At 60.1% G+C, this 22,850-nt stretch carries 16 protein-coding genes; 6 read left to right on the top strand and 10 right to left on the bottom strand.

The window, feature by feature from the left end; genetic code table 11:
* Positions 1-200: 200 nt before the first annotated feature.
* The 5 genes from NZK35_RS26790 to NZK35_RS26770 all read right to left on the bottom strand — a co-directional run bounded on the left by NZK35_RS26790 (position 201) and on the right by NZK35_RS26770 (position 6,827).
* Complete coding sequence (locus NZK35_RS26790) at positions 201-1,115, bottom strand: glycosyltransferase family protein (RefSeq protein ID WP_259635592.1); 915 nt, start codon at positions 1,113-1,115, stop codon at positions 201-203.
* 158 nt (positions 1,116-1,273) lie between these two features.
* Positions 1,274-1,840: a thioredoxin family protein gene (locus NZK35_RS26785; RefSeq protein ID WP_259635591.1), complete on the bottom strand. Its 567-nt coding sequence runs from the start codon at positions 1,838-1,840 to the stop codon at positions 1,274-1,276.
* A 3-nt stretch (positions 1,841-1,843) separates the two neighbouring features.
* Positions 1,844-3,160: a citrate synthase gene (locus NZK35_RS26780; RefSeq protein WP_095738719.1), complete on the bottom strand. Its 1,317-nt coding sequence runs from the start codon at positions 3,158-3,160 to the stop codon at positions 1,844-1,846.
* Positions 3,161-3,308: 148 nt separating this feature from the next.
* Complete coding sequence (locus NZK35_RS26775) at positions 3,309-5,984, bottom strand: hypothetical protein (RefSeq protein ID WP_259635590.1); 2,676 nt, start codon at positions 5,982-5,984, stop codon at positions 3,309-3,311.
* A 264-nt stretch (positions 5,985-6,248) separates the two neighbouring features.
* Entirely contained in the window at positions 6,249-6,827 is a 579-nt protein-coding gene (locus tag NZK35_RS26770) for a PDZ domain-containing protein (protein ID WP_259635589.1), read from the bottom strand.
* Positions 6,828-7,041: 214 nt separating this feature from the next.
* Here NZK35_RS26770 and NZK35_RS26765 point away from each other — a divergent pair, with 214 nt between their 5' ends.
* Positions 7,042-8,511, top strand: a complete 1,470-nt coding sequence (locus NZK35_RS26765) for a Na+/H+ antiporter NhaA (protein ID WP_259635588.1) — start codon at positions 7,042-7,044, stop codon at positions 8,509-8,511.
* 42 nt (positions 8,512-8,553) lie between these two features.
* On the top strand, positions 8,554-9,615 hold the full coding sequence (locus NZK35_RS26760; protein ID WP_259635587.1) for an LOG family protein: 1,062 nt from the start codon (positions 8,554-8,556) through the stop codon (positions 9,613-9,615).
* Between the two features lie 270 nt (positions 9,616-9,885).
* On the opposite strand, the gene NZK35_RS26755 is transcribed toward NZK35_RS26760, so the two are convergent.
* The 5 genes from NZK35_RS26755 to NZK35_RS26735 form a co-directional block, all read right to left on the bottom strand.
* Positions 9,886-10,668 carry a class I SAM-dependent methyltransferase gene (locus NZK35_RS26755; RefSeq protein ID WP_259635586.1) on the bottom strand — a complete coding sequence of 261 codons (783 nt, stop codon included), beginning with the start codon at positions 10,666-10,668 and terminating at the stop codon, positions 9,886-9,888.
* A 53-nt stretch (positions 10,669-10,721) separates the two neighbouring features.
* Complete coding sequence (locus tag NZK35_RS26750) at positions 10,722-11,864, bottom strand: glycosyltransferase family 4 protein (RefSeq protein ID WP_259635585.1); 1,143 nt, start codon at positions 11,862-11,864, stop codon at positions 10,722-10,724.
* A 114-nt stretch (positions 11,865-11,978) separates the two neighbouring features.
* Positions 11,979-13,043, bottom strand: coding sequence for a vWA domain-containing protein (locus NZK35_RS26745; RefSeq protein WP_259635584.1), 1,065 nt, complete (start codon positions 13,041-13,043; stop codon positions 11,979-11,981).
* An 80-nt stretch (positions 13,044-13,123) separates the two neighbouring features.
* Positions 13,124-14,575 carry a tetratricopeptide repeat protein gene (locus tag NZK35_RS26740; protein WP_259635583.1) on the bottom strand — a complete coding sequence of 484 codons (1,452 nt, stop codon included), beginning with the start codon at positions 14,573-14,575 and terminating at the stop codon, positions 13,124-13,126.
* Complete coding sequence (locus tag NZK35_RS26735) at positions 14,572-15,681, bottom strand: multiheme c-type cytochrome (protein WP_259635582.1); 1,110 nt, start codon at positions 15,679-15,681, stop codon at positions 14,572-14,574. The genes NZK35_RS26740 and NZK35_RS26735 overlap by 4 nt, the downstream gene beginning before the upstream one ends.
* A 417-nt stretch (positions 15,682-16,098) precedes the next feature.
* Between NZK35_RS26735 and NZK35_RS26730 the strand changes: the two genes are divergently transcribed.
* The 4 genes from NZK35_RS26730 to NZK35_RS34785 all read left to right on the top strand — a co-directional run bounded on the left by NZK35_RS26730 (position 16,099) and on the right by NZK35_RS34785 (position 22,725).
* Entirely contained in the window at positions 16,099-16,881 is a 783-nt protein-coding gene (locus NZK35_RS26730; RefSeq protein ID WP_259635581.1) for a hypothetical protein, read from the top strand.
* A gap of 588 nt (positions 16,882-17,469) precedes the next feature.
* Entirely contained in the window at positions 17,470-17,697 is a 228-nt protein-coding gene (locus NZK35_RS26725; RefSeq protein WP_259635580.1) for a hypothetical protein, read from the top strand.
* Positions 17,698-18,193: 496 nt separating this feature from the next.
* Positions 18,194-19,492: a DUF1559 domain-containing protein gene (locus NZK35_RS26720; RefSeq protein WP_259635579.1), complete on the top strand. Its 1,299-nt coding sequence runs from the start codon at positions 18,194-18,196 to the stop codon at positions 19,490-19,492.
* A gap of 245 nt (positions 19,493-19,737) precedes the next feature.
* Positions 19,738-22,725, top strand: coding sequence for an FG-GAP-like repeat-containing protein (locus NZK35_RS34785; protein ID WP_259635578.1), 2,988 nt, complete (start codon positions 19,738-19,740; stop codon positions 22,723-22,725).
* Positions 22,726-22,850 lie beyond the last annotated feature (125 nt).

Below are 22,850 nucleotides of genomic sequence, written 5' to 3'. Positions count from 1 at the left end.
GGTATTGGGCTTTAGCCGCTGGGTTCGCTGCGTCGCAGCGACAAGGAATCGCCTAAAGGCTAGACAGCAACGGTTGTTGAACCCCTGGTGACGGATGCCCGTTTCCGATCAAACGCGCCACCCTGAGGAGAAGTTGCAACGCAGCACCCGGGGATGCCGCGCATGCCGTCATGCCGTCGTGCCGTCAGGCACAGCCTGGGCTACGCCGCATCCCTGTGGAGCTGCGTCTGGGACGAGGGCAGGTTGACCACATGGGCCCTGTCGTCGGCCGATGGGACGCTGTCGGGGTCGATCGCGCGACGGACCGCCGAAAGGCTGTTGCGATAGCGCATCATCCCGATCATCTCGCCCACCGAACTTGAACCCCAAATCGCCTCTCGCAGCATCGCGGCCATTCCGGGGACCGGCTCGCCGGGCAACACACGATCGCGGATCGCGCCCAGGCATTGCCCGCGGGCCATGTCCGAGTCATCGGCCGTTGCCAGCGCGTCTTCCGCCTCAATGCAGCAACCGTCTGCCGAGGCGAATTTCCATCCGGCACGTTTCATCAGGCATCCCATCGCGTAGCTGACCGCGATCGGATCGCTCATCGCCGGTGCGACGGCATCGAGCAAATTGCCGAGCAGGTGGCGGCGGACGAAAAAGGCATTCACAAAAAAACCACGGAGCGTCCCTTCGGGCGCACGCCCGGAGCGGCTTTGGCAGAATCGCCCGCGGGAATCCGCCCAATGGGCACCTTCGACGGGCCGGCCGGCTCGGTCGATCAACGTCGGAGCCACGGCTCCGACTTGCGGGTTGCCAAAGGCCTGCAGGGCGTGCTCCAGCCAATCGGGCTGCGCCCGCATGCCGGTACCCAGAACGTGGACGAACGGGGCCGACGTGACATCAAACGCATCACGCACCAAGTCGGTCAAATTGGACGATCGGGCGGTGACAAAACTGACCTCATCGCTCAGTTCAAAGGGATCAGCATACGTCCCATTGTGGACCGCGATGATCTGGCAATCATCCGTCTGATTTTCCAAAACACTGAGCAGCGTTTCCTCGAAAAGTTTCTCGTCACGCTGCAGCGGAATCACAATCGAGACGCGGGCGGGCCGCGGAAATTTCGGCACTGGAAGACTCCAGTAAAGCGTAGGTGAACAGGGTCTGAAAAGAAAATCGGAGTTCTGAGCCGGCAATATTCAGTCGATCAGCGGGCTCGGGGAGCGGATTCGGCGGCAAGAAGATGCCGACAGACGGTTCGAAGCTTACAACCGGAAAGGTTTGACAATCAATCGCCGTATTTTTCGCGCAGACGTCCCGACAATCGCAGCATCCATTGGATGCGTTCGAACTCGGCGAGCCATTCGGCGGTGACGGCTTGGAGCAGGTCGACGTTGACGGCGCCGATACCGGTCGGGCAACTGGGGCCGAGCTGCATGGCCGCCATGTGTCGATAGGTCGCCAGGGTGCGATCGCCGTAACGTCCGCAGACGAAGTTGTCCTCGCTGAGAAACAAGACCGACGGGACGCGATGGGCGCCGCAGGTCGAGATCGATTCGGCGAACTCGCCGTGTTCGTCTCGATCAAAGAAACGCACCCGGATGTTCTCATTCGCGGCTGCGAAGTGATCGAACACGGGGCACTGATTGATACAGTCACCGCACCAGGCGCCGGCCGAGACGAGAACCTTCATCTCGCGGACGAATCCCGCCAGCAGTTCGCGTTGTGGCCCGCTGAGGCGAACTTCCGAGTGCACCGCACTCCAGCGGTTCCGCTGGGCCTCGCTGCCGTGTTTGGCCAAGAACGCATCGTACGAGAGCCCTTGGTCGAACAGGGCGGCGAAGTCGAGTGTCATCGATTAGCGATTTTCAATCGGGACGACGGTTCGTTCGTTTTGCCCGGTGTAGATTTGCCGGGGGCGATAAATTCGCTTTCCGGGCGTGGCGTGAAGCTCTTTCCAGTGAGCGATCCAACCGGGGAGTCGCCCGAGGGAGAACAGCACGGTAAACATCTGGACCGGAATCCCCATCGCCCGATAGATCACGCCGGAATAAAAGTCGACGTTCGGATAGAGTTTCCGTTCGACGAAGTATTCATCTTCCAGCGCCACGTCTTGCAGCTCTTGGGCGACGTGGAACAAGGGGTCGTCGATGTTCAGTTTGGCGAGCAGTTTATCGCAGCAGGCCCGGATGATCTGGGCGCGGGGGTCAAAGTTCTTGTAGACGCGGTGGCCGAATCCCATCAAGCGGAAACTGCTGTTTTTGTCTTTGGCCATATCGACGTACTTTTTGACGTTGCCGCCATCGGCCGCGATTTGCTCCAGCATATTCACGCAAGCTTCATTGGCACCCCCGTGCAGCGGTCCCCACAAGGCACCGATGCCGGCAGAGATCGATGCGAACAGGTTGGCATTGCTGCTGCCGACCATTCGGACCGTCGAGGTGCTGCAGTTCTGTTCGTGATCGGCGTGGACGATCAACAGCAAGTTCAGGGCTTCGGCAAAGTCGGGATCGACCAGGTGATCGTGGGCCGGGGTGGCGAACATCATGTGCAAAAAGTTTTCGCAGTAATCCAAATCATTGTTCGGATACATGAACGGCTGGCCGATCGACTTCTTGTACGCGTAGGCGGCGATGGTCGGCAATTTCGCGAGCAGTCGATAGATCGAGATCTCCACTTGATCCGGATCATCGACCTGCATCGAATCTTGATAAAAGGTCGACAGCGCGCCGACGACGCTGCTGAGGATGGCCATCGGGTGGGCGTCACGCGGGAATCCGTTGTAGAACGACCGCATGTCCTCGTGGATCATCGTGTGGTGGCGAATCCCGCTACGAAAGTTGGCGGCTTCCGCCGGGCTCGGCAATTCGCCATGAATCAGCAGGTAGGCGACTTCGACGAAGTCACAGTGGGCGGCCAGGTCCTCGATCGGATAGCCGCGATAACGCAGGATGCCTTTCTCGCCGTCCAGGAAGGTGACCGCGCTGCGGGTGCTGCCGGTGTTGACGAAACCTTCGTCCAGGGTGACCAGCCCGGTGCTGCCGCGGAGTGCGGAGATATCGATTCCGCGTTCCCCCTCGGAGCCTTCGACGACCGGGAGCTCGATCTCCTGGTCACCGTAAGTCAGACGAACCGTGCCGGCGTCTTGGGTTTCCAAATTAACGCTTGAACTCATCTCGTGATCCAGGAAATCTCGATGGGGCGAGGGCAGTGCAGTACGGGGGGCTTGGCAATGCGAATGGCGGGGCGGGAAACGATCCCCGGCAGTCGCTGTGTCCACCGCAGGAGTGTACCCCGGTGTCACGCGATCGACAATTAGACTGTCAGTGGATCGGCAGAAGACTGCCTTTGATCGGCTCACAGCCTTTGCAGTAGGGATGCCGATTCCGCTGGCGGTCGATGTCACGGTGCAGGGCCCCCTCCGCGGTCACATCGGGCAGGCGTGCTTCCCAGGGCCGGCACTCGCGATTGAGCGGGCCGTTGAACAAGCGATTTTCCGTCCGTTCCCACTCGATTTGATTTCGCATCGGATCGCCTTCGCTGTAGTGGCCGTCTCGACACGGGTCGATAATGTGAGGGATCAGAGCCACGATGATCTCGGTACGCGCCCGTGAGGTCTCGCGGCGTTGGAAAAACTTTCCGACGTGTTTGACGTCACCGAGCCACGGCAGCTTTTTGATCACCACGCGGTCTTCTTCCTGGATCAACCCCCCGACGATCATGCCTTGGTGATTGTCCAGCAACACCGAGGTCTCCACTTCACGCGTCGTTTCTTCCGGCAGCAAGGTGTCGGGATTGATCTCACCACTACTGACTTTGGGTTTGACCTGCAGCAGGATTCGGTGATCGCGGCTGATCGTCGGCGTGACGTTGAGCACGACACCGGTATCCAGATAACGAACATCTTGGATCGTTGATGTTTGCGTGACCGTGGCGACGGCAAAACCGAGTTGTTGGCCGACTTGAATCTTGGCATTCTGGCCGTTGACCACCATCACCCGTGGCGTGGCCAAGGTTTTGGCGTCGGTCGTCGTTTCCAACAGGGTCAGTAGGGCCTTCAAGTCGCTGCCGCTGATCTCACCAAAGTAAAACGGGCTGGTCGACGTGGCGATGTTGTCGGTCAACCGAAATCCGCCCACTCGAAAGTCGCCGCCGAAGAGGGCTTCAAAGTTGACGCCGTGCTCCATGTCGTCTTTCAGCTCGATCTCCATCACGCGAGCTTCGATCATCACCTGCAGCGGGGCCTGGTCGGCCTGCATCAAGTACCGCTCCACCTGTTCCAGCACTTCGGGCGTGTCGACGACCACGATCGATTCGCGACCTTTGCGATTGTCCAGATCATCCGCCTTGGAACTGTAGACGCTGCCGATCGGTGACAGCAGGCCGTTGACCGTCGGTTCGATATCTTCGGATCGGGCGTAGTCCAGCGAAAACACACGCAGCTCGCGTGAGTCCATGGGCAGATTGTTTTTCGGGTAAATCAGGATCACGTTGTCGTCGCGCTGGATCGCCAGACCGCACATCCGGGCGATGCTGGTGAGCGTTTGCTCGGGGGTCAGGCCTGCGACATTGGCGGTCACCGTGCCCTCAACATCGGGAGCGACCAGAATGTTCATGCCGTAGCCTTTGGCCAACATTTCCAAGACCGTTCGAACATCGACGTCGTCTACGCTGAGCGTCACGTCGTCCGTGTTTCCTGGTGTTGGCAGGGTTTCACGTCCGCCCACCTTGAAGGGCCATTGCAGCGCGACCTCTGCATCGGGCGCGGCGGCCGCCGCCGGCATCGTTGCCATCGGCGACGGAGACGACGCCGTCTGACGCGGTGCCCCGGCGGGCGTCGCTTCCGCTGACTCCGTTGCGGCCAGCTGAGCTGTCGCGGGGGCGTCCGCAGGCGAACGCTCCGGTTCGGGTCGGGCAGGCACCGCGGCCGGGGAAACGGGACCGGGGCGCATGGGAGCTGGGCGAATCGGATCGGGTCGCGAATCATTCGGTTCGGGATTCGGGTCGATCGGGGCCGAAGCCACGACCGGTGCGGCGGGGGGCGGCGGCGACGCAAGCGGAGAGCGTGGTGGCCGCGGGGACACCAGCGCGACCGGAGGCGTGTCGGACAGAAACGTTGAAAAACTTGTTTCTTTTGGGTCGTCGGTCGACGGTGCCGATCGCGAATCGCGTTTGCGCCGCGGTTGCGTTTCGTCGGCGTGGCCGAGCCGATCGGCCGCCATCACGATCTTCTGCCGATTGGCCAGCGTTTCGTCGACAGCCACCGACTCCAGTGCGGGGCTCTCGGTTTGCCCTTCCAACTCGGTCGAAGGCGGGGTTACCACAACCAGCGGGACGTATCGGTCCTGCCGTCGCGGCTCCTGTCGCAGATCACCGAGACCTGGCGAAACGGTTTCGCGGGGAGCCTCCAGGCTGAACGCCTTGGGGCGGAGCAACGTCGCGATCTGAGCCGTGCCGCCCGGTCGGTACGCGTCATTGTCTTGGAAAGCCGTCATCTGAATACGCCGACCAGTCGCATCCTCACCGACCGTCGGTGGATGGTCCACCGACGTTGCGCGATGCCGTCGATCGGCGGCACGTCGCGCGATCGACTGACGCAGCTTGATCCGGGCCTGCTCGGTTTCGATCATGGCTGTGTAGAGCGAATCCAGTCGAGATGCTTTGTCGATGCGACCGAGCGCGTCGAGGTTTCCCAACGCAACCGCCGCGTCAACTTGCGATCGCGCCATGCGTTCGCGATACGACGCTTCGTTGCCTGTGTAGATCTGGTCTGCCGACACCACTCCTGACGCACCGATCGACGCCAACCCGATGATCAATCGAGCCAGCAGGGACCGGCAGGCTGCCGGTCCGCTGGCCGCCGTCCATCGCTCGCCGTCGACCGCTGCGGGCGATCGGCCAGCTTGATCTGTCGGCGGTCCTGCTCGTTGCCCATCTTCGCTCGCTGGCGAAGGGACCGAGTCGGCAGAACGTGCGGGATAGGAATTCAAATTCAGCATCGGGTGGCTCGTTGACCGGGACCGTCAGGCTTGTCGCGACCACCGGCGTCAATCCGGCAGGGCCTCTTGTACCGTTCGCATCGGTCGAGCCGACTGTTGGGGTTGATCGGCACGTTCGGGAAGACGCGAAAGCGCGGGTGGGCCGGTCATTTGTCCCGCAAGATCAAAACGAACCGCAGTACCGGCAAAATCACGCCAATCGAAAAACTCTTCCCCCCCAACACCCTTGCCCCACCTCGTGCTGCCCGATGGAGGGGGGGCCGTTCAGTGCCCCAAGCATTCATAGAGCGTCTGCAAAATCGGCGTCAGCGGCTGAACCATGCCTGAACCGCCGCGCTGAACGAGCAGACAGGTCTGTCGCGACGAGGCCGAATCAATGGCTTGGTCCAGGCGGATGAGTCGATCTCCCAGCAAACCCACTTGTTGTCCGCCGACGGTCAGAATCCGGTCCCCCACGGCAAGCCCGCAACGTTCGGCGGCGCTGCCGGGCAGGACGGCCGTGACCACACATCCCGCCGCCGTCGGCGTGGAACGAACGCCCAAAATCCAACGGCGCACCGTTTCGTCTCGGCGACGCGGATCTCGCGGGGAAAAGGTTCCCGGACGATTCACCGGGGTGGAAGGACGTGTCGCACCCGATTTGTCCGCAACACGATGATCGCCCTCATGGATTTCCACCGTGTCGGTGATGACGCAGGTTTTCGGATGCGCCACGGTCGTTTGACCTGGTCCCTGGCCGAATACGGTCGCCGAAAGCATGCCGACGACCACGGCGACGGCGATCACCACGTAGCCCAATACCGGATTTTCAAGCTGATCATCGATCACGGGACGGCCTCGCATGGTTCTCGTGGCGGTTTCAGGGTCGCAAAAAACGCGGTTCACCCAACCAAGCGGGATGCCAACTGCGATGTTACCGATCACCTGGGGTCACCAAACAGAAACACAATCGGTACCATTCCGCAGATTGCCGTCGGCGGCCATTGGGCGGCCATTGGGCGGCCGCGCCATCGCAGACCACCCCTCCTACTATCCAAACCAGAGATACGCACGGTCCATGTCCGGGCACCAAACTTCAAAGGGCGGCGTTATCCGCTTCCTGATCGACAATTCTCTCCTGCTGGTGATCGGAGCCGTTGCAGCTTTGATCTGGGCCAATCTGGCCAACCGAAGCGGCAGCTCCAGCTATCAGGATTTCATTCACTACGATGTCCGAAATCTGTGGGGCGGCGGTGAACACCACCCCCCCAGCCCCGTTTCGATCGGCGATCACACCGCCGTGCCGGGCGGCGGCGAATCCGCGCCGGCTGATCAAGCGGCCGCCGGGACGAACGTGCCGCATGAAGACGAGCCTCATGAAGACAAGCCCGGTGAGAACGTGCCCGGTGAGAACGTGCCCGGTGAGGGCGAACCCGATGAAGAGGGCCATGGCGAAGGTCACGATGAAGGCGGTCACCATTGGTATTCGCTCGGTTTTTTGATCAACGATGTATTGATGGCCTTGTTCTTTGCCATCGCGGCCAAAGAGGTTTGGGAATCGTTGTTGCCTGGCGGGGCGCTGTCCAATCCGCGGAAAGCGGCGACGCCGTTGCTGGCGACCTTCGGCGGCATTGCCGGACCGGCGCTGTTTTATCTGGCCGGTGCTTACATGACGGGAACCCAAGCCGAACTGGGACAGGGATGGGCGGTGCCGTGTGCAACCGATATCGCGTTCAGCTACCTGGTTGCCCGATTGATCTTTGGCGCCGGGCACCCGGCGATCGCCTTCTTGCTGTTGTTGGCGATCGCAGACGATGCGGCCGGCTTGATGATTCTGGCGATCTTTTATCCGTCGGCGCCGATCGAACCGATTTGGTTGCTGTTGACCGCCACCGCGATGGGGTTGGCGTGGTTGCTACGAAGACTGAAGGTTCATTCGCACTGGTTCTACATTCTGGGACCGGGGGTGCTGTCGTGGTTTTCGTTCTACCTGGCGCACATCCACCCCGCCTTGGGTTTGGTGCCGATCATTCCGCTGCTTCCCGCCGCGACGTCCGACCTGGGGATCTTCGCCAAGGCGGAGTTGCAGCGCAACGACACGCTGAACGAATTCGAGCACTTCTGGAAAACCCCCGTCGAATGTATTTTGGGCCTGTTCGGACTCGCCAATGCGGGCGTCGTGCTCAGCAGCGTCGGGACGGGGACTTGGCTGGTGTTGGCCGGACTGCTGCTCGGTAAGCCCGTGGGGATCACGGCGATGACGTTGTTGGCCGAAAAAGGGTTTCGGTTGCAGAAACCGGCCGGAATGGATTATCGCCATGTCGTCACCCTCGGTATGGTTGCCGGCATCGGGTTCACCGTCGCGTTGTTCGTTTCGGTGGCCGCCTTCAAGATCCCCGGGGCGACACAGGACTCGGTGAAGATGGGCGCGTTGCTCAGTTTCGGCGCCGCCCCACTGGCAATCCTGATCGCCAAACTGCTATCGGTCCGCGCCGACAGCGACGACGAGGATGACGACGAACAAACCGAGAGCGGAGTGGCCGCGTGAGCCGGCTTTTTAGCCTTCCCCATGTTTGACGGATAAACGCAGATGCAACCCAATCCAACGGATCCGGAACACTTACCGCCCGAGGCGATCGGTGAATGCGAACTCGAACGACCGCAACCGGCCGACGAACCGATTTCGCCCGTCCCGGCGGTCGAAAGCTCGGATCTGTTTGACGAGATGCGTGCGACGATTGCCCGGCTGGAGAAAGACCGGACGTCCCGCGGTGACCTGAAGATCCTGTCCCGGACACTGCTGGAACTGCGTTATGCCTTCAAGGTGTTTCGGCCCTACCGCCGCCGTCGAAAGGTGACGATTTTCGGTTCCGCCCGCACCCAACCCGACCACCCCGACTACCAGTCGGCGGTCGAACTCGGGCGGCGAATGGCCGAACATGGCTGGATGGTGATCACCGGCGCCGGGGGCGGCATCATGGAAGCCGGTCACGTCGGTGCCGGCAAAGAAGCCTCGATGGGGCTGAACATCATGCTGCCCTTTGAACAGGGCGCCAACGACGTGATCGAGGGTGATCCCAAGCTCGTGACGATGAAGTACTTCTTCACACGAAAGTTGATGTTCGTCAAGGAATGCAGTGCCGTGGTCTGCTGTGCCGGTGGATTCGGCACGCTCGATGAAGCCCTGGAAACGTTGACGTTGATGCAAACCGGAAAGCAGACGATGCTTCCGCTGGTGTTGCTGGACCATCCGCAGGGAAGCTACTGGAGCGATCTGGGAAAGTTCATCGACAAGCAATTGCTCGGCGGCGGCATGATCAGCCCCGACGACGTCGCACTCTACCGGATCACCAATGACGTGGACGCGGCGATCGACGAAATCCTCGGGTTTTATCGCCGCTACCACAGCATGCGTTACGTCCGCGACCGCCTGGTTTTCCGGCTCAAGGAAAGTCTGCCGGACGAAAAGATGGAAAAGATCCAGAGCGAGTATGCCGGCATCCTGGTGGACGGACGCTTCGAGCAATCCAAGGCCCTGGCCGAAGAATCCGGTGAACCGGATCTGGCCGGTCTGCCGCGGCTGGTGTTTCACTTCAACCGTCGCAGCCTCGGCAAGCTCCGCAAACTGATCAACGAAATCAACGCCGACTGAATGGCAGCCGACTGCAATCGTCGTGAAGCAGGGCATGCAACGCCCAAGCTAAACGCCCCCAACGGTCCGCTTCTCCAACTCACTGGCCGCGGCTCAGCGGCGATCGGCTGGCAACCGCGTTTTGATCTCAGTGGTGCAATCCAAACTTCCCAAGCTGCTCGACTCCCAAAGATCGGCGGGCCGACACAATGCCTCGGGTTTCATGCCCGGGCCTCATCGCATCGATTCCGCTCGCCAAACGCAACCCGAAAATTGAAAGCGGATAAAGCCTTACGCCGCGCGACGTACCGTGGCGACGGCCCGTTGAAAGTCGTCTTGCAACAAGGACCTTCGCCGTCGCAATGGGGCCAGGACTCGGCTGGCTTTGTCTCTCAAGATCTGGGTGACCCACAACGGGTTGACCTTGGATTGACTCATCAGGTGTATCCCGCGATAGGAAACCAGTTGACGACCGTAGTGCGCCGCGACGGTCTGTAACGCCCGCTTGGACCACAGACTGATGTGTTGGCCGCCGTCCAAGACGTAGTACCACCACTGATCGGGTTGCGGGGCGGGATCGGGAACCGGCTCGGTGGAGATCAGCCAGTGATCGGCCGTCGCATCCATCCGTTGCAGTTCTTTGTGCGGGTTTTCAAAGTGTTCGAAAACCTCAAACGCTGTCAAGAAATCGAATCCGTTGGCGCACGATTCGGCTTCCAACCCCGCGGCAAACAGGTTTTGGCAGTACGGGTCACGATGCAGGAAATGGTGTCCGCGGTCTCGCATCATTCGCGTGAACATCCCGTAGCCGCCGCCATAGTCCAGGCAGTGAAAGGCCTTGGGATAAATGAATCGCAGCAGCAGATCGGTGATCCGAGCGAACCGTTCGTTGCGTGCGATCAGCCCGACGTCGGAAGCAATGATGGCGTCACCGTAGGCCTCCTCCAACCAATACGGTTGTTCGGTCTGGATGAAGTGGCAATCCCGACAGCGGAAGTATTCAATTTCGTATTTGCCAAGAATCGTCGCGTGGGCGAACGAATCGGCATTGTGGCGACATACCAGACAGTCCATCGTCATTGTTTCTGTTGCAGACCGGTGAGAAGGTTTTGCGGATGAGAGTCGAGCTAAACCGCACACAACAATCTGTCGCTCGACGGCTTGGCGTTCTCCACCAATCCACGATAGACCGCCGCCGTGCGCTGTGCCGTGGTCTGCCAGGTGAAACTCTCCGCCCGCTGTCGCGCCGCCCGCACGATCTGCTGCTGCATCGGCAACGAATCGGTCAACGCCGAACGCATCATCTGGGCAACCATTTCGACATCGTCGGGATCAAAGTAGTAACCGCACTGGCCGACCACTTCACGCATCACCGGCAGATCGGAAACCATCACGGGTGTGCCCGCTGACATCGCTTCCAGCGACGGCAATCCGAACCCCTCGGCGCGGGACGGAAACAAGAATCCGCGGGCATGCTCGTACAGCGTCCTCAGCAACGCATCGGGAACATTCGGCATCAAAATGGCCGAACCGTCATCCCGCCATTCCAACTGCGCCGCCTCGCGACGTTTCATCGGCGGTCCCACCACGACCAGCTTGGCTTCCTCGGGCAATGTGCCGCGTAGTCGTTTCCACGCGTTCCAGACGACTTCAAAGTTTTTGTAACTGTTGCGACGACCCACGAACAACACGTAGGGCGTGTCCGTCAAGGCATCCGGCAGCGCCGCGGGCGCGATGTCCGACAGAGACGTCCCGAGCGGAATCACCGACGCCTTGCCGCGACAATCGGGAAAGCGTTCACACAGTTCGTCGTGGGTCGCCTGAGAAATGCATATCAAATGATCCGCCGCTGCAATCGCATCGTATTTCAGGGCAATGTGTTTGCCGGTCGGATCGAGCGACGGAACGGCCTCGTGAACAAAGTCCAAAATCGTCGCGACCAACGGACGGTCGCCGCGCCGAATCTCGCGGCGACACAAGCCGCTGTAATACGTCCAATGCTCCACGTCGGCATCGATGGCGTCGAATCGCCGGGTGATCAGCCGCTGCATGCGGTCACGCGTCAGTTTTCTCAGCCAGGAAACCGACGGCTCCGTTTGCACCCCGCAATAGCTCAATTGCGGGTTGGATAGTTCAGGCGCGTCATCGGCCGGACCCACGACCGTCGGCTGACAATCGGTTGGCAGGTGGTGGATCAGCTCGCTGAAGTAACGGGCCACACCGCCCCAACGCAGAATCTGGAAGATCGCGCCCTCGTACAAAACTCTCATTTTGGATCACACCTGCAAACGTCTTGCCCACTCGAACCGCAACCGCCCTCGTCCATCAACCGACGGTCTGTACCAAAATCTGGCCGCCGCTGAAAAGAGAGCTTGTGAAACTGCCTAAATCCGACCGCGGCGGCGTGATCGGCGATCCCCCGGACGCCGCCGAGAATCGGTGTTTCGGATCTGAAAGAACTTCAACACCTGTTCGCGGTGTTCGGGGCCGAACGCCATCACCAACAGATACTCCATCAACTGTTCGCTGTCTTTCATCACAAACGCTTCGCCGCCGCCGGCCTGGGCGATCAGATAAAACTCGGGCAACGGCGTGGCGCTGCGGCACGTCACGGTGTAAACGCGTCCCTTGTCATAGCCGTGGAACTCCTTGGCCAGATCCAGACAAGTTTGCACGTCGGACCGATGTGGCGGGGCGTCACCAAAGACCAGCATCACTTTCTGAGCTTCGGGGCGAAACCGGTTGGTCTGAAGCGCCCAAGCCATCCCGGCTTGAACGGCTTCGGGGTGGTCGCCGCCACCCTGAGCGTCCGCGGCGTTGACGAAATGTTGCACCTTTTTCACGTCGCCCCCCAGTTCAATGCCGCGGACGACATAGGCTTCGTTCAAATCCCGATAGGTCGCCAGCGAGAATCTCGCCTTGGGGATCTTTTCCAAGACGACCGTGCCGATCTGGCTGATCCGCTGTTTGACCGCATGGATTTCACTTTTCATGCTGCCCGTGCTATCAAACACCACCGCGATGTCGATGCCGTTGAGTTGCGCATCACGAATCCGGTTGGAGAAGGCCCGCGAATAGCCCTTCAGCGCGGCGTTGAACATCACTTCCACGTTGACGTCTGGCTGGACGTTTGTCCCCTGGATCTCAATGGCGTCCAATTCGATCGGCACGGAGACGACGTCTTCCCTGACCGGTTCGACGTCCAGTTCGATCTTGTCGATCACGATCGACTGGATTTCGGGCGGCTTCTGATCGTTCGGTTCACCGATTTCGATCACAAACGGTTCGTTGACTTCGATGCGATAGCTGAGCAATGCCAGACAGATCAGCACGACCAAATGGACGATCAAGCTGACCAATGCCGCCGGCGCGCGGCGCAGGAACTCGTCGACGCCCCCGTCGTCCTCCGACACGCCGGCGTTCGGCTGGATTCCGGTCTCCTCTCGCATGCCATCCATCTTACCCGAGTCGGAGACGCTCGATGACTGTTAATCGGAAGCCATTTGTTGAAGTCATCGATCGTCCGATTTTATCGTTCGGTGTTTGTCCCCTCGGGGTCTCTGCACAGAAATGCATCGAAGGCTTCGGTCGACTCCGCCACGCCGGACTGCAGACGCTGCAAGCGGTCGCGATTGATTTGCGCAATCGCTTGCGATGCATCCTGGGCGGACAGCGTCCCGCGCGAACGTTCCAGCGCGACCCGTACCGTCCGCCACCCCAACGCCTCCAATGGACGAGAAAGTTCGTCCAATAACTCGGCCAAACGCGACACCTGGTCGAGGTCGACGTCTTGATCGGAAGCCATTTGCTCGCCGATCCGATGTGTCTCGGCGATCAACTCGGCGCGGCGGGATGCTTCGGCCGCTCGGTCATCGAGTTCCAACGCGTTGAGCGATTCAGCCATCATCCGATAGGACGCTTCATCGGTCGGGTCGCGCGTGATGACGTTGCAAAGACAGCGGACCGCTTCTTGATGCTCACCCTGATCGGCATGATGGGTGGCAATCGCGAACCAGTAATCCGGCGCATCGTTCTGCGTCGGCAGCGCCGATTGTGCCCATCGGGTGAGTGCTTCGCTGTCCTGTCCTTGATTGTGCGACTGAGCGTGAATGCGTCCGACGAGCGCATCCAGATCAGGATCGTTCGAGTCGGTCTGCTTGAGCGTCTGCAACGCGTCTTGCCAATTGCCTCGGCTGACTTCAACTCTCGCTCGGCCCAGCGGACCGATCGGTTCCAGTTCGTCGGTGTCGGCGTCTGCGGCAAACGGATAGGCCAGTCGCAACAGCGACCTGAGGTTGGAGGGTTCGACGACACCGCTTTGACACAACTGACGAAGGTACGTGGCCGCTTCAAATCGACGCCCCTGACGCAACAGCAGTTGTGCCAGGGGCCGTTGAGCCATGCTGGCGTCGGGGACTTCCTTCAAAATCTCACGGTAGCGTTTTTCCGCTTCGTCATAGCGGCCTTGCAGGACCAACCAATCCGCGGTCTGACCGTAGATGGGCAATCGGGCGTCGGGCAGCTCGACCAACAAGTCATCGAGCATCTTGACGGCTTCGGGAAAACGATTGCGTTCGGCCAGCACCCGCGCCATCAAGAACGTGGATTGCGGATCGTCCGGTGCCGTCGACGTCGCCTTGCGGGCAAACGCAAACGCGCGATCCAAATCACCCGATTCGAGCGCCGTCAATGCCGCGTCATGCAAGTCCTCAGCCGCCAACTGCGGTTCGTCCGCGGCAACCGTCGCCGGTGTCGACTCACTCGCCGGATCGCGCGTCGGCTCAAGAGGCGATCGATCGATTTCAGGAACTCTGTCGGTCAAGTCAGGCGAGGACACAACGTCTGGGACGCTCGGCGCGTCCGCTGTAGGCTTGGAACTTGTCTGGCCAGTTTCCATCGTCGCCGAATCGTTGCGGCAGCCGACGAACAGCAACACGGTGACGAACAGCAGACCGGCGGCAAGGTTTGATGTTGATTTCATTTGTCGTCGCGCACGCGGATCCAATGGTCGTGAAAGCCGCCGCCCAAGCCGTCCAATTTTAGCGCCGGCATATGACAATCGATGCATCCCGTTGTCGGTGAAACCGGGCAGACCACATGCGCCGCAGCGGCCTGGTCGGTCTCTGACATCTCAGCATGACAGGCGAGGCAGTTTTGTTCGTGTTCCAGCGGAGTCGTTGCTGAAATGGTTTGATGAGGATTGTGGCACGTCGTGCACTTCAATTGTCCGCCGGATTGCACGAAACACTCGCTGCGAAGCAGACCGACGGGTTGAAAACGCGCCAACAGATCCGGGTACTCACGCAATTGCTTTCGCGAAATGTCACGCGGCATCCGATGGCAGTCGCCACACAGTTGCAGCTCCGATTCGGCATCCCAATCGGCACGCCCGACGGAGAACGGCGGAGGTGTTTTCATGGCTCGTGCTTGACGAACATGTTCGCTCGCCGGCCCATGGCATTTCTCGCAGTTCACGTTGGGGGTCAGGTCGACAATTTGCTGGTCGACGATCTCGCCGGTCGTGACATGGCAATACACGCACTTGTGCATGATTCGACCTGCATGACGATGACCGAAAAGCTCCGCCGCCGTTTTCGGCGTGCCGTCATGCTGGCCGGGTGTTTTGCCCAACTCGTTGGCCGCCGCCATCCAGGACACCCGATGCTCCAACGCCACCGTTCCTTCGTCCGGGTCGGGCAACAAGGACAGCAGCGTCATCGACTTGTGACCGAGCGCGTACTCCAGGCGAAACGGCTGATCTCCGAACTTCTCGGGGATGCGGACGAACAAGCCTTGCTCGTCGGCGTGGTAGGTGTAGGTGCCGAACGGTTCCCCGGCGTCATACGACTTGCCGACGAACTGACTGGCGACCTCGGGATCCTTGGTGCTGCGAAAGGTCGTCGCGTGGCCATGGTGGCTGTGCAACTGAAAGTTCTCGCCGTGGCATTCCAAGCACACCTCGCGACCGACATACGTCGGCTCGGACGCCTGTACCGCGGGGGCGACGGCGGGTGGGACCTGCCTGGATACCATGCTGCCGAGCGCGACCAAGACGATCAGCACGGCCGCGACGGGGATGCGATTCAAAACGGACTCCTGGGAATTCGACAGCGTCTGATGGACAACGCTGCATTGTATCAGGCCGTCCGGCCTGCTTGCCCGCCGCGATCAGCCTGTCGTCTGGTCCCAATCCAGCGGCGAAAACCCAATGCCACTCGCTTTGACGCCAAACGCTGTGTTTTTTATTAGCGGTAGGGCGCGAGCCCTCCGGTCTTTCACGGTGCAACCGAACGGTTCGCGGGCTGCCGATTGGAACACCGCACTCGTCGTTGATTCCCCGTCAGGTCACAGCGGTTGTAGCGGTCAGTTCATTGCGGACGTCACCCACCCGTGGTGAATGCCTCCGCGCGTGCCGCTTGACGACCGTTTCCGACGAATCCTTCACAGCGTTCCCTCAACGGGGCGATTTGTCGCCCCGGTTTGTCTTGGCACAGGCCTCCCCTGATGAACTCCACCACCGGCATCACCTCTCGACGACGCTTTGCCTTTTGGCTCGGCTTCGGAATGCTCTCGCTCGGCGAGCGGATCACCGCCGGCGCGCTTGATGATCTGGCCGCGGTGTCGACGTCGATTGCCGGAAGCGATGGAATCGACCTGCTTCCGATCCATCCAAGTCCGTCCGATGGGGTCGTCAGAGAGTCGCTCGCCGAACACTGGTCGATCGGGCACAACGCGTCCTGGCGTTGGTATGAACGTGAGAACCTCGTCCATGGGGTTTGGAAAACCACCGGCGTGACCTTCCCCATCCATCGGGAAACGGGTCGAGCCTACACCGGACAAACCGGGTACCTCGACGAAAGCCTGGTGCCCGACGTGATCTTGATCCCGGCCGATCGCAAACGCTTGAAACGCCCCTTGGCTGCGATCGATTCATGGCAAGACCGAAAGGTTGCGATCGCACCGTCGCTGGCCGACATGGTGTTTGAAATCCAAGACCCCGAGACGATGCCGGTGGAATTCGGCGACCGCTCACGACCTGACGCCGGGCGTTCAAGCGACGAGCGGCGCGGCCGTCACGGTCGACCACCGAGCGAGTGGCTGCGCAGTCTGACGACCCGGGAAATCAGGATCTGGCTTGCGAAAGTGGAGATCCAAGAGGCGCTCGTCAGTGGCATGACCTTTCGAACGCATCTGACCCGCGACCATCTGTTTGATCCCGACAGGATCGCGGGGCTAACGGACGCGGAACTCGCCGAGCTTCACGGCGCCGCCCACGCTGGGTTCTAGAGGCCTGTCGATCGAGTCGGCGTCCCGAAATCAGCAGCAGGGATTCAGCAACCGGTGGTGTCCAGCCTTTCAGGCGTCTCTACTCGCCGCGGAGCAGCGACACCGGGCGGCGAAAGCCCAATACCGCTAAGTTAAGCGTCGTATCTTCAGATGAGGCCCCGTAGGCTCGCGCCAAACGGCTGATATTCGTTTGACATCAGCCGGTTCGCGCCAGCGTCCGGGCCCCCTCATTCATGTTAACTTAGCGGTATTGGGCGAAAGCCTGCACACCAACACTTACGCTTGCCCGTGCCATTTCGGGGCACGCACCGCAAGTTTCACAATTGACGGACCACTGAATTGACGGACCACTGATGGTGCGGCGACGGAGCGGTCCTTTCCGCCGAGCCAGATCTGCACCAGGATTCGGGGGCTCCAGCACCCACCCCCTTGAGCCAGGGCTTTGTGAATCAAAGTTCCTTTACGGGAGGATTATGGGGTCTTAGACTGAGCGGTGAAGGCGTGTGCACGATTATACTGTGCCGTGCTGACGGCGATGTCCAGATGCTTCTTGTGCATCGCAGGTCTTTCTTTCCTACCAGGCATTCATTGGCCATCTATTTTCATCAGGGAATTAAAATGAAGAATTTGCTTGTCCTTGTGGCGCTGATCGGTTTGTCCGTCCCTGCGCTGGTCGGTTGTGGTTCGGGCTCTCCAACCGTGATTGAACCGGTTACCGAGGACGACGGCGCAATGACTGCCGACCAGCAACGTCAATACGAAGAAATGATGCGTAAAGGCGGGTCGTCCAGGGCGACTGCTCCAAAAAGCAAGTAGGCACGCGGTTTCGTCGTCACGCTGTCTTGGTCTTTTTTGCCAACAACGCCTGTGGTAGCCCCCAAGACAGCGGCCGTGTCAACCGTTGTTGATCTCACGGCGCTTGTTAATCTCATGGCGATGGGGACGCCCCCACGCTTGCTCGATCACGGCGGAAGTCAATCGATGTTCGGCCGATTCATTCGATGGGCCGTCTTGACGCCGCTGTTCATGACTCAGAACCGGTCGCGTTTTCTCTTCGCAGCTGATCGGTCACGCGAGCGCGCGACTGCATTGATTCGCTGCAGGAGTGGCGCTGAATGCGAAGAACCCGCCACTCTGTAGGGTGGTTTATGGTCCGCTAATTTGCCAGTTTTTCCGCGAATTACGAACAATAGCGGTCGAATTGTTCACCCAGATTTCGCGAGATAGGGGTAAAGTAGGCTTCTCTACACGCAGTTAGTGTCATTTGATCATCCCTTTCCTCTTTCTCTTTCTCTTTTCCAGGAGACCGTAAATGGTTCGTCGGAAATCGTTGACGAGTGGTTTCACGCTTGTGGAACTGCTGGTCGTTATTGCCATTATTGGTATTCTCGTGGGCTTGCTGCTTCCGGCAGTCCAAGCGGCTCGCGAAGCCGCACGTCGTATGAGCTGCAGCAACAATTTCAAGCAAATCGGCTTGGCGTTGCAGAACTATCACTCCGCCTACAAGCAAAACCCCGTCAACAACGGCGGAACCGGGCTTGGGCACAATTCGGGAGGAACGCGAGTCGGTTCTTGGTGGGAAGGCTCGGTGACCACCAACAACGAAGAACTCAGCGCAATGGTCGGTCTGACTCCGTTCATGGAGCAGCAACCGATCTGGGACCAGATCACCTCGGGTGGATCTGCGACAACGGACGGTTCGACACCGAACACGCCGACCGGTCTGTGGTCTCCGATGGGGCCCAACCCACGGCACGACCGCGGTGACCAAACCGACCGATTCATTCCCTGGGCGACGGAAATTCCCACCCTTCGCTGTCCCAGCGACCCGGGTACCGGACGTCCCGGACGTGGACGAACCAACTACGCCGCTTGCGTCGGTGACTCCTTCAGCCAGGTTTGGGACAATGGCCCCAAAGAAGGCAACTTGGCTCCGCCGCCAGATGATTGGCGTCCGATTTGGTTTAGCGCCGTCGATCGCGGATACTTCTCACGCAAAAAGGCGACCAAGTTCCGTGATGTGTTGGACGGATTGTCCAACACGATCGCAATGGCCGAAATCGTGACCGATTTGGGCGACGGAGACAAACGCGGTTCGATCTCAATTAACAATGGGGGCTGGGTTGTCGAAAAGAACCCAATGCACTGTGTTGAAGCGAATCAGCTTCAGCCCGATTCACCAATGTTCTGGTGTGACGACGCCAGCGTTTGCACGTCGCTGTACACCGGTTCTGACCCACGGGTTGCCGAAAACACCAACGGTCGTGGCATGAACTGGGCGTGGGCCTCGATGGGCATGACGATGGTCAACACCATTCGACCGCCGAACTCGGAAGTCTGCTTCAACGGCTGGCACGATAACGTCGGTTCGGCTCCGCCGAGTAGCCGCCACCAAGGCGGTGCCCACATCCTGATGGGCGACGGTGCGGTGATCTTCATGACCGATTCGGTCGAGTCCGGCAACCAGAACTCGCCCACCAATGGTGCCTGGGATTCGCCGGCAGCGCCCGGTGCCCTTTACAAGACCGGCAAGAAAAGTGTGTATGGTCTGTGGGGTTCTCTCGGCAGCCGGGCTTCCAAGGAAACCATCGAAGAACAGTTGAACCAGTAGTGTCGTAAACGGATTATCGACAAGCCGTTGAACGATTCTGCTGAACCAGACACCTCGTCCGTGTAGTCCGCGGGCGAGGTTTTTTTGTACGGGTTTGTCACCTACGATTGTCGGAACAAAAAGTGGCGTAAGCTTCCAGCTTGCGTCGAGCAGATCGCAAGCTGGAAGCTTACGCCACACTCAAACTCCGTCGACCCTTAGCCGTTTAGCGTCAGCAAGCGGCAACCCCTACTGATTTTTCAAACGTGTCCGAGCGGATTTTTGCTTCGATCTTCACCCTCGCGGTGTTCTTGCTGCTGGTGGGTTGCCGGCGTGATTCCAATCCGGGCGTCAATCGTGATCCGGATCAGGCATCCGCCGCTGCGGGCAAGGTTGCGGGCAATGCCGCGGACCTGCAATCTGCATTGCAGGACGTGCGTGCGTTAGCCGAAAGCGGCGATCACGACGCGGCTGCGCAATCGCTTTATGCCCTGATGATTCGTCACGGCGATAATGACGATGCCAAGGCACTGACCGCTCAGGTCGAGGCGGCACGGGGCAACCTCGAAACGGCCGTCGAGATCGCTCGCTCGGTCGACGCCGGTTCGTCCGTCTGGCCCGCCGTCATCGACCTGCGTTATCAAGTTCTGGCCAAGCTGGGACGCCCTTCGCAGGCCGCCGACACACTGCTCGAAGCACTTCAGACCAAACAGGACCAACCGCGCTGGCGTCACGAAGCCTGGCGGCTGTTGAACTTTGTCGGCCGCCGCCAGGAAGCTTGCGATCAAGCCCTGACGCTCTGCCGTTTGGGCTTGGCCAGCGAGCCGGAACTGTTCTCCTTAATCGGGCGTCGTCTAGCTTTTCCGACACCCGATCTAATGAAGGTCCTGCTGGCCAAAGGACAACCGCCGGAAAACCAATTCGCGCCGGGACTGGGAAAAGCCCGCTGGTACTTTAGCCTGCAACAGCATGACCGCGCCCTCGAGCAACTCGCCGACCAAAGCCGCGACGGTTTTGAAAGTGTGGCCGCCCAAGCGTTCTACGGACGGCTGTTGGCCGAGACCCAACGATGGGAGGCGTTCCAGCAATGGCACGCGAGTCTTGCGCCGGATGCCAAACAGTTCAGTGATTACTGGTCCGCCCTGGGGACGTTTCTGATCGACAGCCGCGCTCACGAAGCCGCCGCCGCCGCGCTGCTGGAATCGATCACCCGCGATCCGACCGACCGAGTTTGTTATCAGCGTCTGGGGAAAGTCCTGGCGGCACTCGACCGTCCGGACGACAGCGCGCAGTTTCGAAATCGGGGCGTGGAGATCGCGCAAACCGAACGCCTGGCCAAGGAGGTGGGCGAGGCGTCGGCGAACAAGGAAAAACGAACGCAATTGGCGCGCTACCTGATGGAATTGGGACGCCCCTTTGAGACACTCGGCTGGACCTCGACCCTGTTGCCCGCCGACGCGATCGGGCCTCGGCAAATGGTCTCCCAGCAGCGCGCCCAGCTCTTGCAAGACCCGTCGCTGGCGGACATGACGACCGAAGTCTCGTTGCTGGGGCTCGCTCCGGCGGATTTCGAATTGACATCGCAACTCGAAAAACTCTTGGTCGGTACGCCGGCAGAACAACCTCGGACGTCGGCACCGGCACGCCCAGTCGCGGCCACGCCGCGTCTGGTCAATCGAGCCGGCGAGTTGGGATTGAATTTCCAATGGTACAAGGACGTGGAAATCGACCTGGCCACCATTCCTATCCATGAATCGCTCGGCGGCGGGATCGCGGTGCTGGACTACGACCTGGATGGTCGGCCCGATGTTTACCTCGCACAAGGTTCGGGCGACCCGCCGACCGATCAATGCACACGTTCTAATGAACTTCACCGTCACGAGGTCTCGGGATTTACCAACCAGACCGCCGCCGCCAATGCAGAAGACTTTCACTACTCCTCCGGGCTGGCCGCCGGCGACGTCAATCAAGACGGCTTTCCCGATCTGTTCCTGGGCAGCCTGGGGCACAACCGCTTGCTGATCAATAACGGTGACGGAACCTTTCGTGAGCAGACGTCAGGTCTGGGAACGTTTCCAGATCGATTCACCGCGTCGGTCGCCATCGCGGATCTCAACGGCGACCGACTGCCGGACCTGTTCGAATCCAATTACATCGAAATGGAAGGCGGTTTCGCGCTGCCCAAAAAAGGACCGGATGGCAAATGGATCTCACCCACTCCGCTGTCGCACTATCCCGAATCCGATCGTTGGTTCGAAAACTTGGGCAACGGTGAATTTCGGCTTCATGAAATCACTCGGTCGATCGCAAGCCCCGGCACCTCGCTGGGACTTGTCGTGACGGATTTCCGATCCGACGGAAAGAACGAGGTGTTCGTCGGGATCGACGTGCGGCCGAATCATTTGTTGGTCCAAAACGGCCAGAACTCGTTCGTCAACGTGGCCGACACCAACGGGCTGGCCAACGGATTCAGCGGTGCGGCCAACGGCTGCATGGGGATCGCGACGGGGGACTTCAATCGCGACGGCAGACTCGATCTGCAGATCGCCAACTACTCGCTCGAACCGGCCAACCTGTATCTGCAAAACGAATCGGGAGATTTCACCGACTACAGCGTTCGATACGGACTTGCCGCGGCGACCAATCCCTACGTCGGATTCGGGACCAAGGCCGTCGACTTTGATCGAAACGGCTTTCTGGATTTCATTGTCACCAACGGACATATCTTTGACGTGCGAGATCAGGGGGAACCGTATCAGATGGCACCGCAAGTGCTGATGTCCGATGGCCGCGGTTTGACACTCGCCGATGTAGACGACGAATCCGGATACTGGGACCACACGTACCTGGGCCGGACGATCGCCATGCTGGACTACGATCGCGACGGCGCGACCGATTTCCTGGTCGGACATCTCGACCAACCGGTCGCGCTGCTGCATGACGAAACGCGTGCCGAGGGTGAGTGGATTCAAATCGAACTGATCGGGACGACCAGCGAACGCGATGCCATCGGCGCAAAACTCTCGTTGACGGTCGACGACACCCGATTCGTCGAATGGGTGACCGCCGGAGACGGCTATTTTTGCAGTGACGAACCCGTCATCCAATTCGCGTTTCCCAAGACACAACCCGATGCGATTGTCCGTCTGCAAGTGCAGTGGCCGTCGGGGTTGGTGCAAGACTTTGATACAATCCGAACGGGCCATCGTTACCTGGTGGTCGAGGGCGAACCCAAAGTGGGACAGAGGTGGTGACGGGATTGTCAACGGCCGTTGGCCGACACGGTCCATGCAACGGCCCTCCCTGTTTCATACCGATCCATTCACTGACGTTAGCGGAATCGATGCATGCATCCTCGAAAGCCCGGAGCGACGGTCTT

The sequence above is a fragment of the Stieleria sedimenti genome (assembly GCF_025060895.1).
GTDB classification, from domain to species: domain Bacteria; phylum Planctomycetota; class Planctomycetia; order Pirellulales; family Pirellulaceae; genus Stieleria; species Stieleria sedimenti.
Note: the sequence above shows the minus strand (reverse complement) of the source record. Positions and strands in the feature narration are given on the sequence as shown.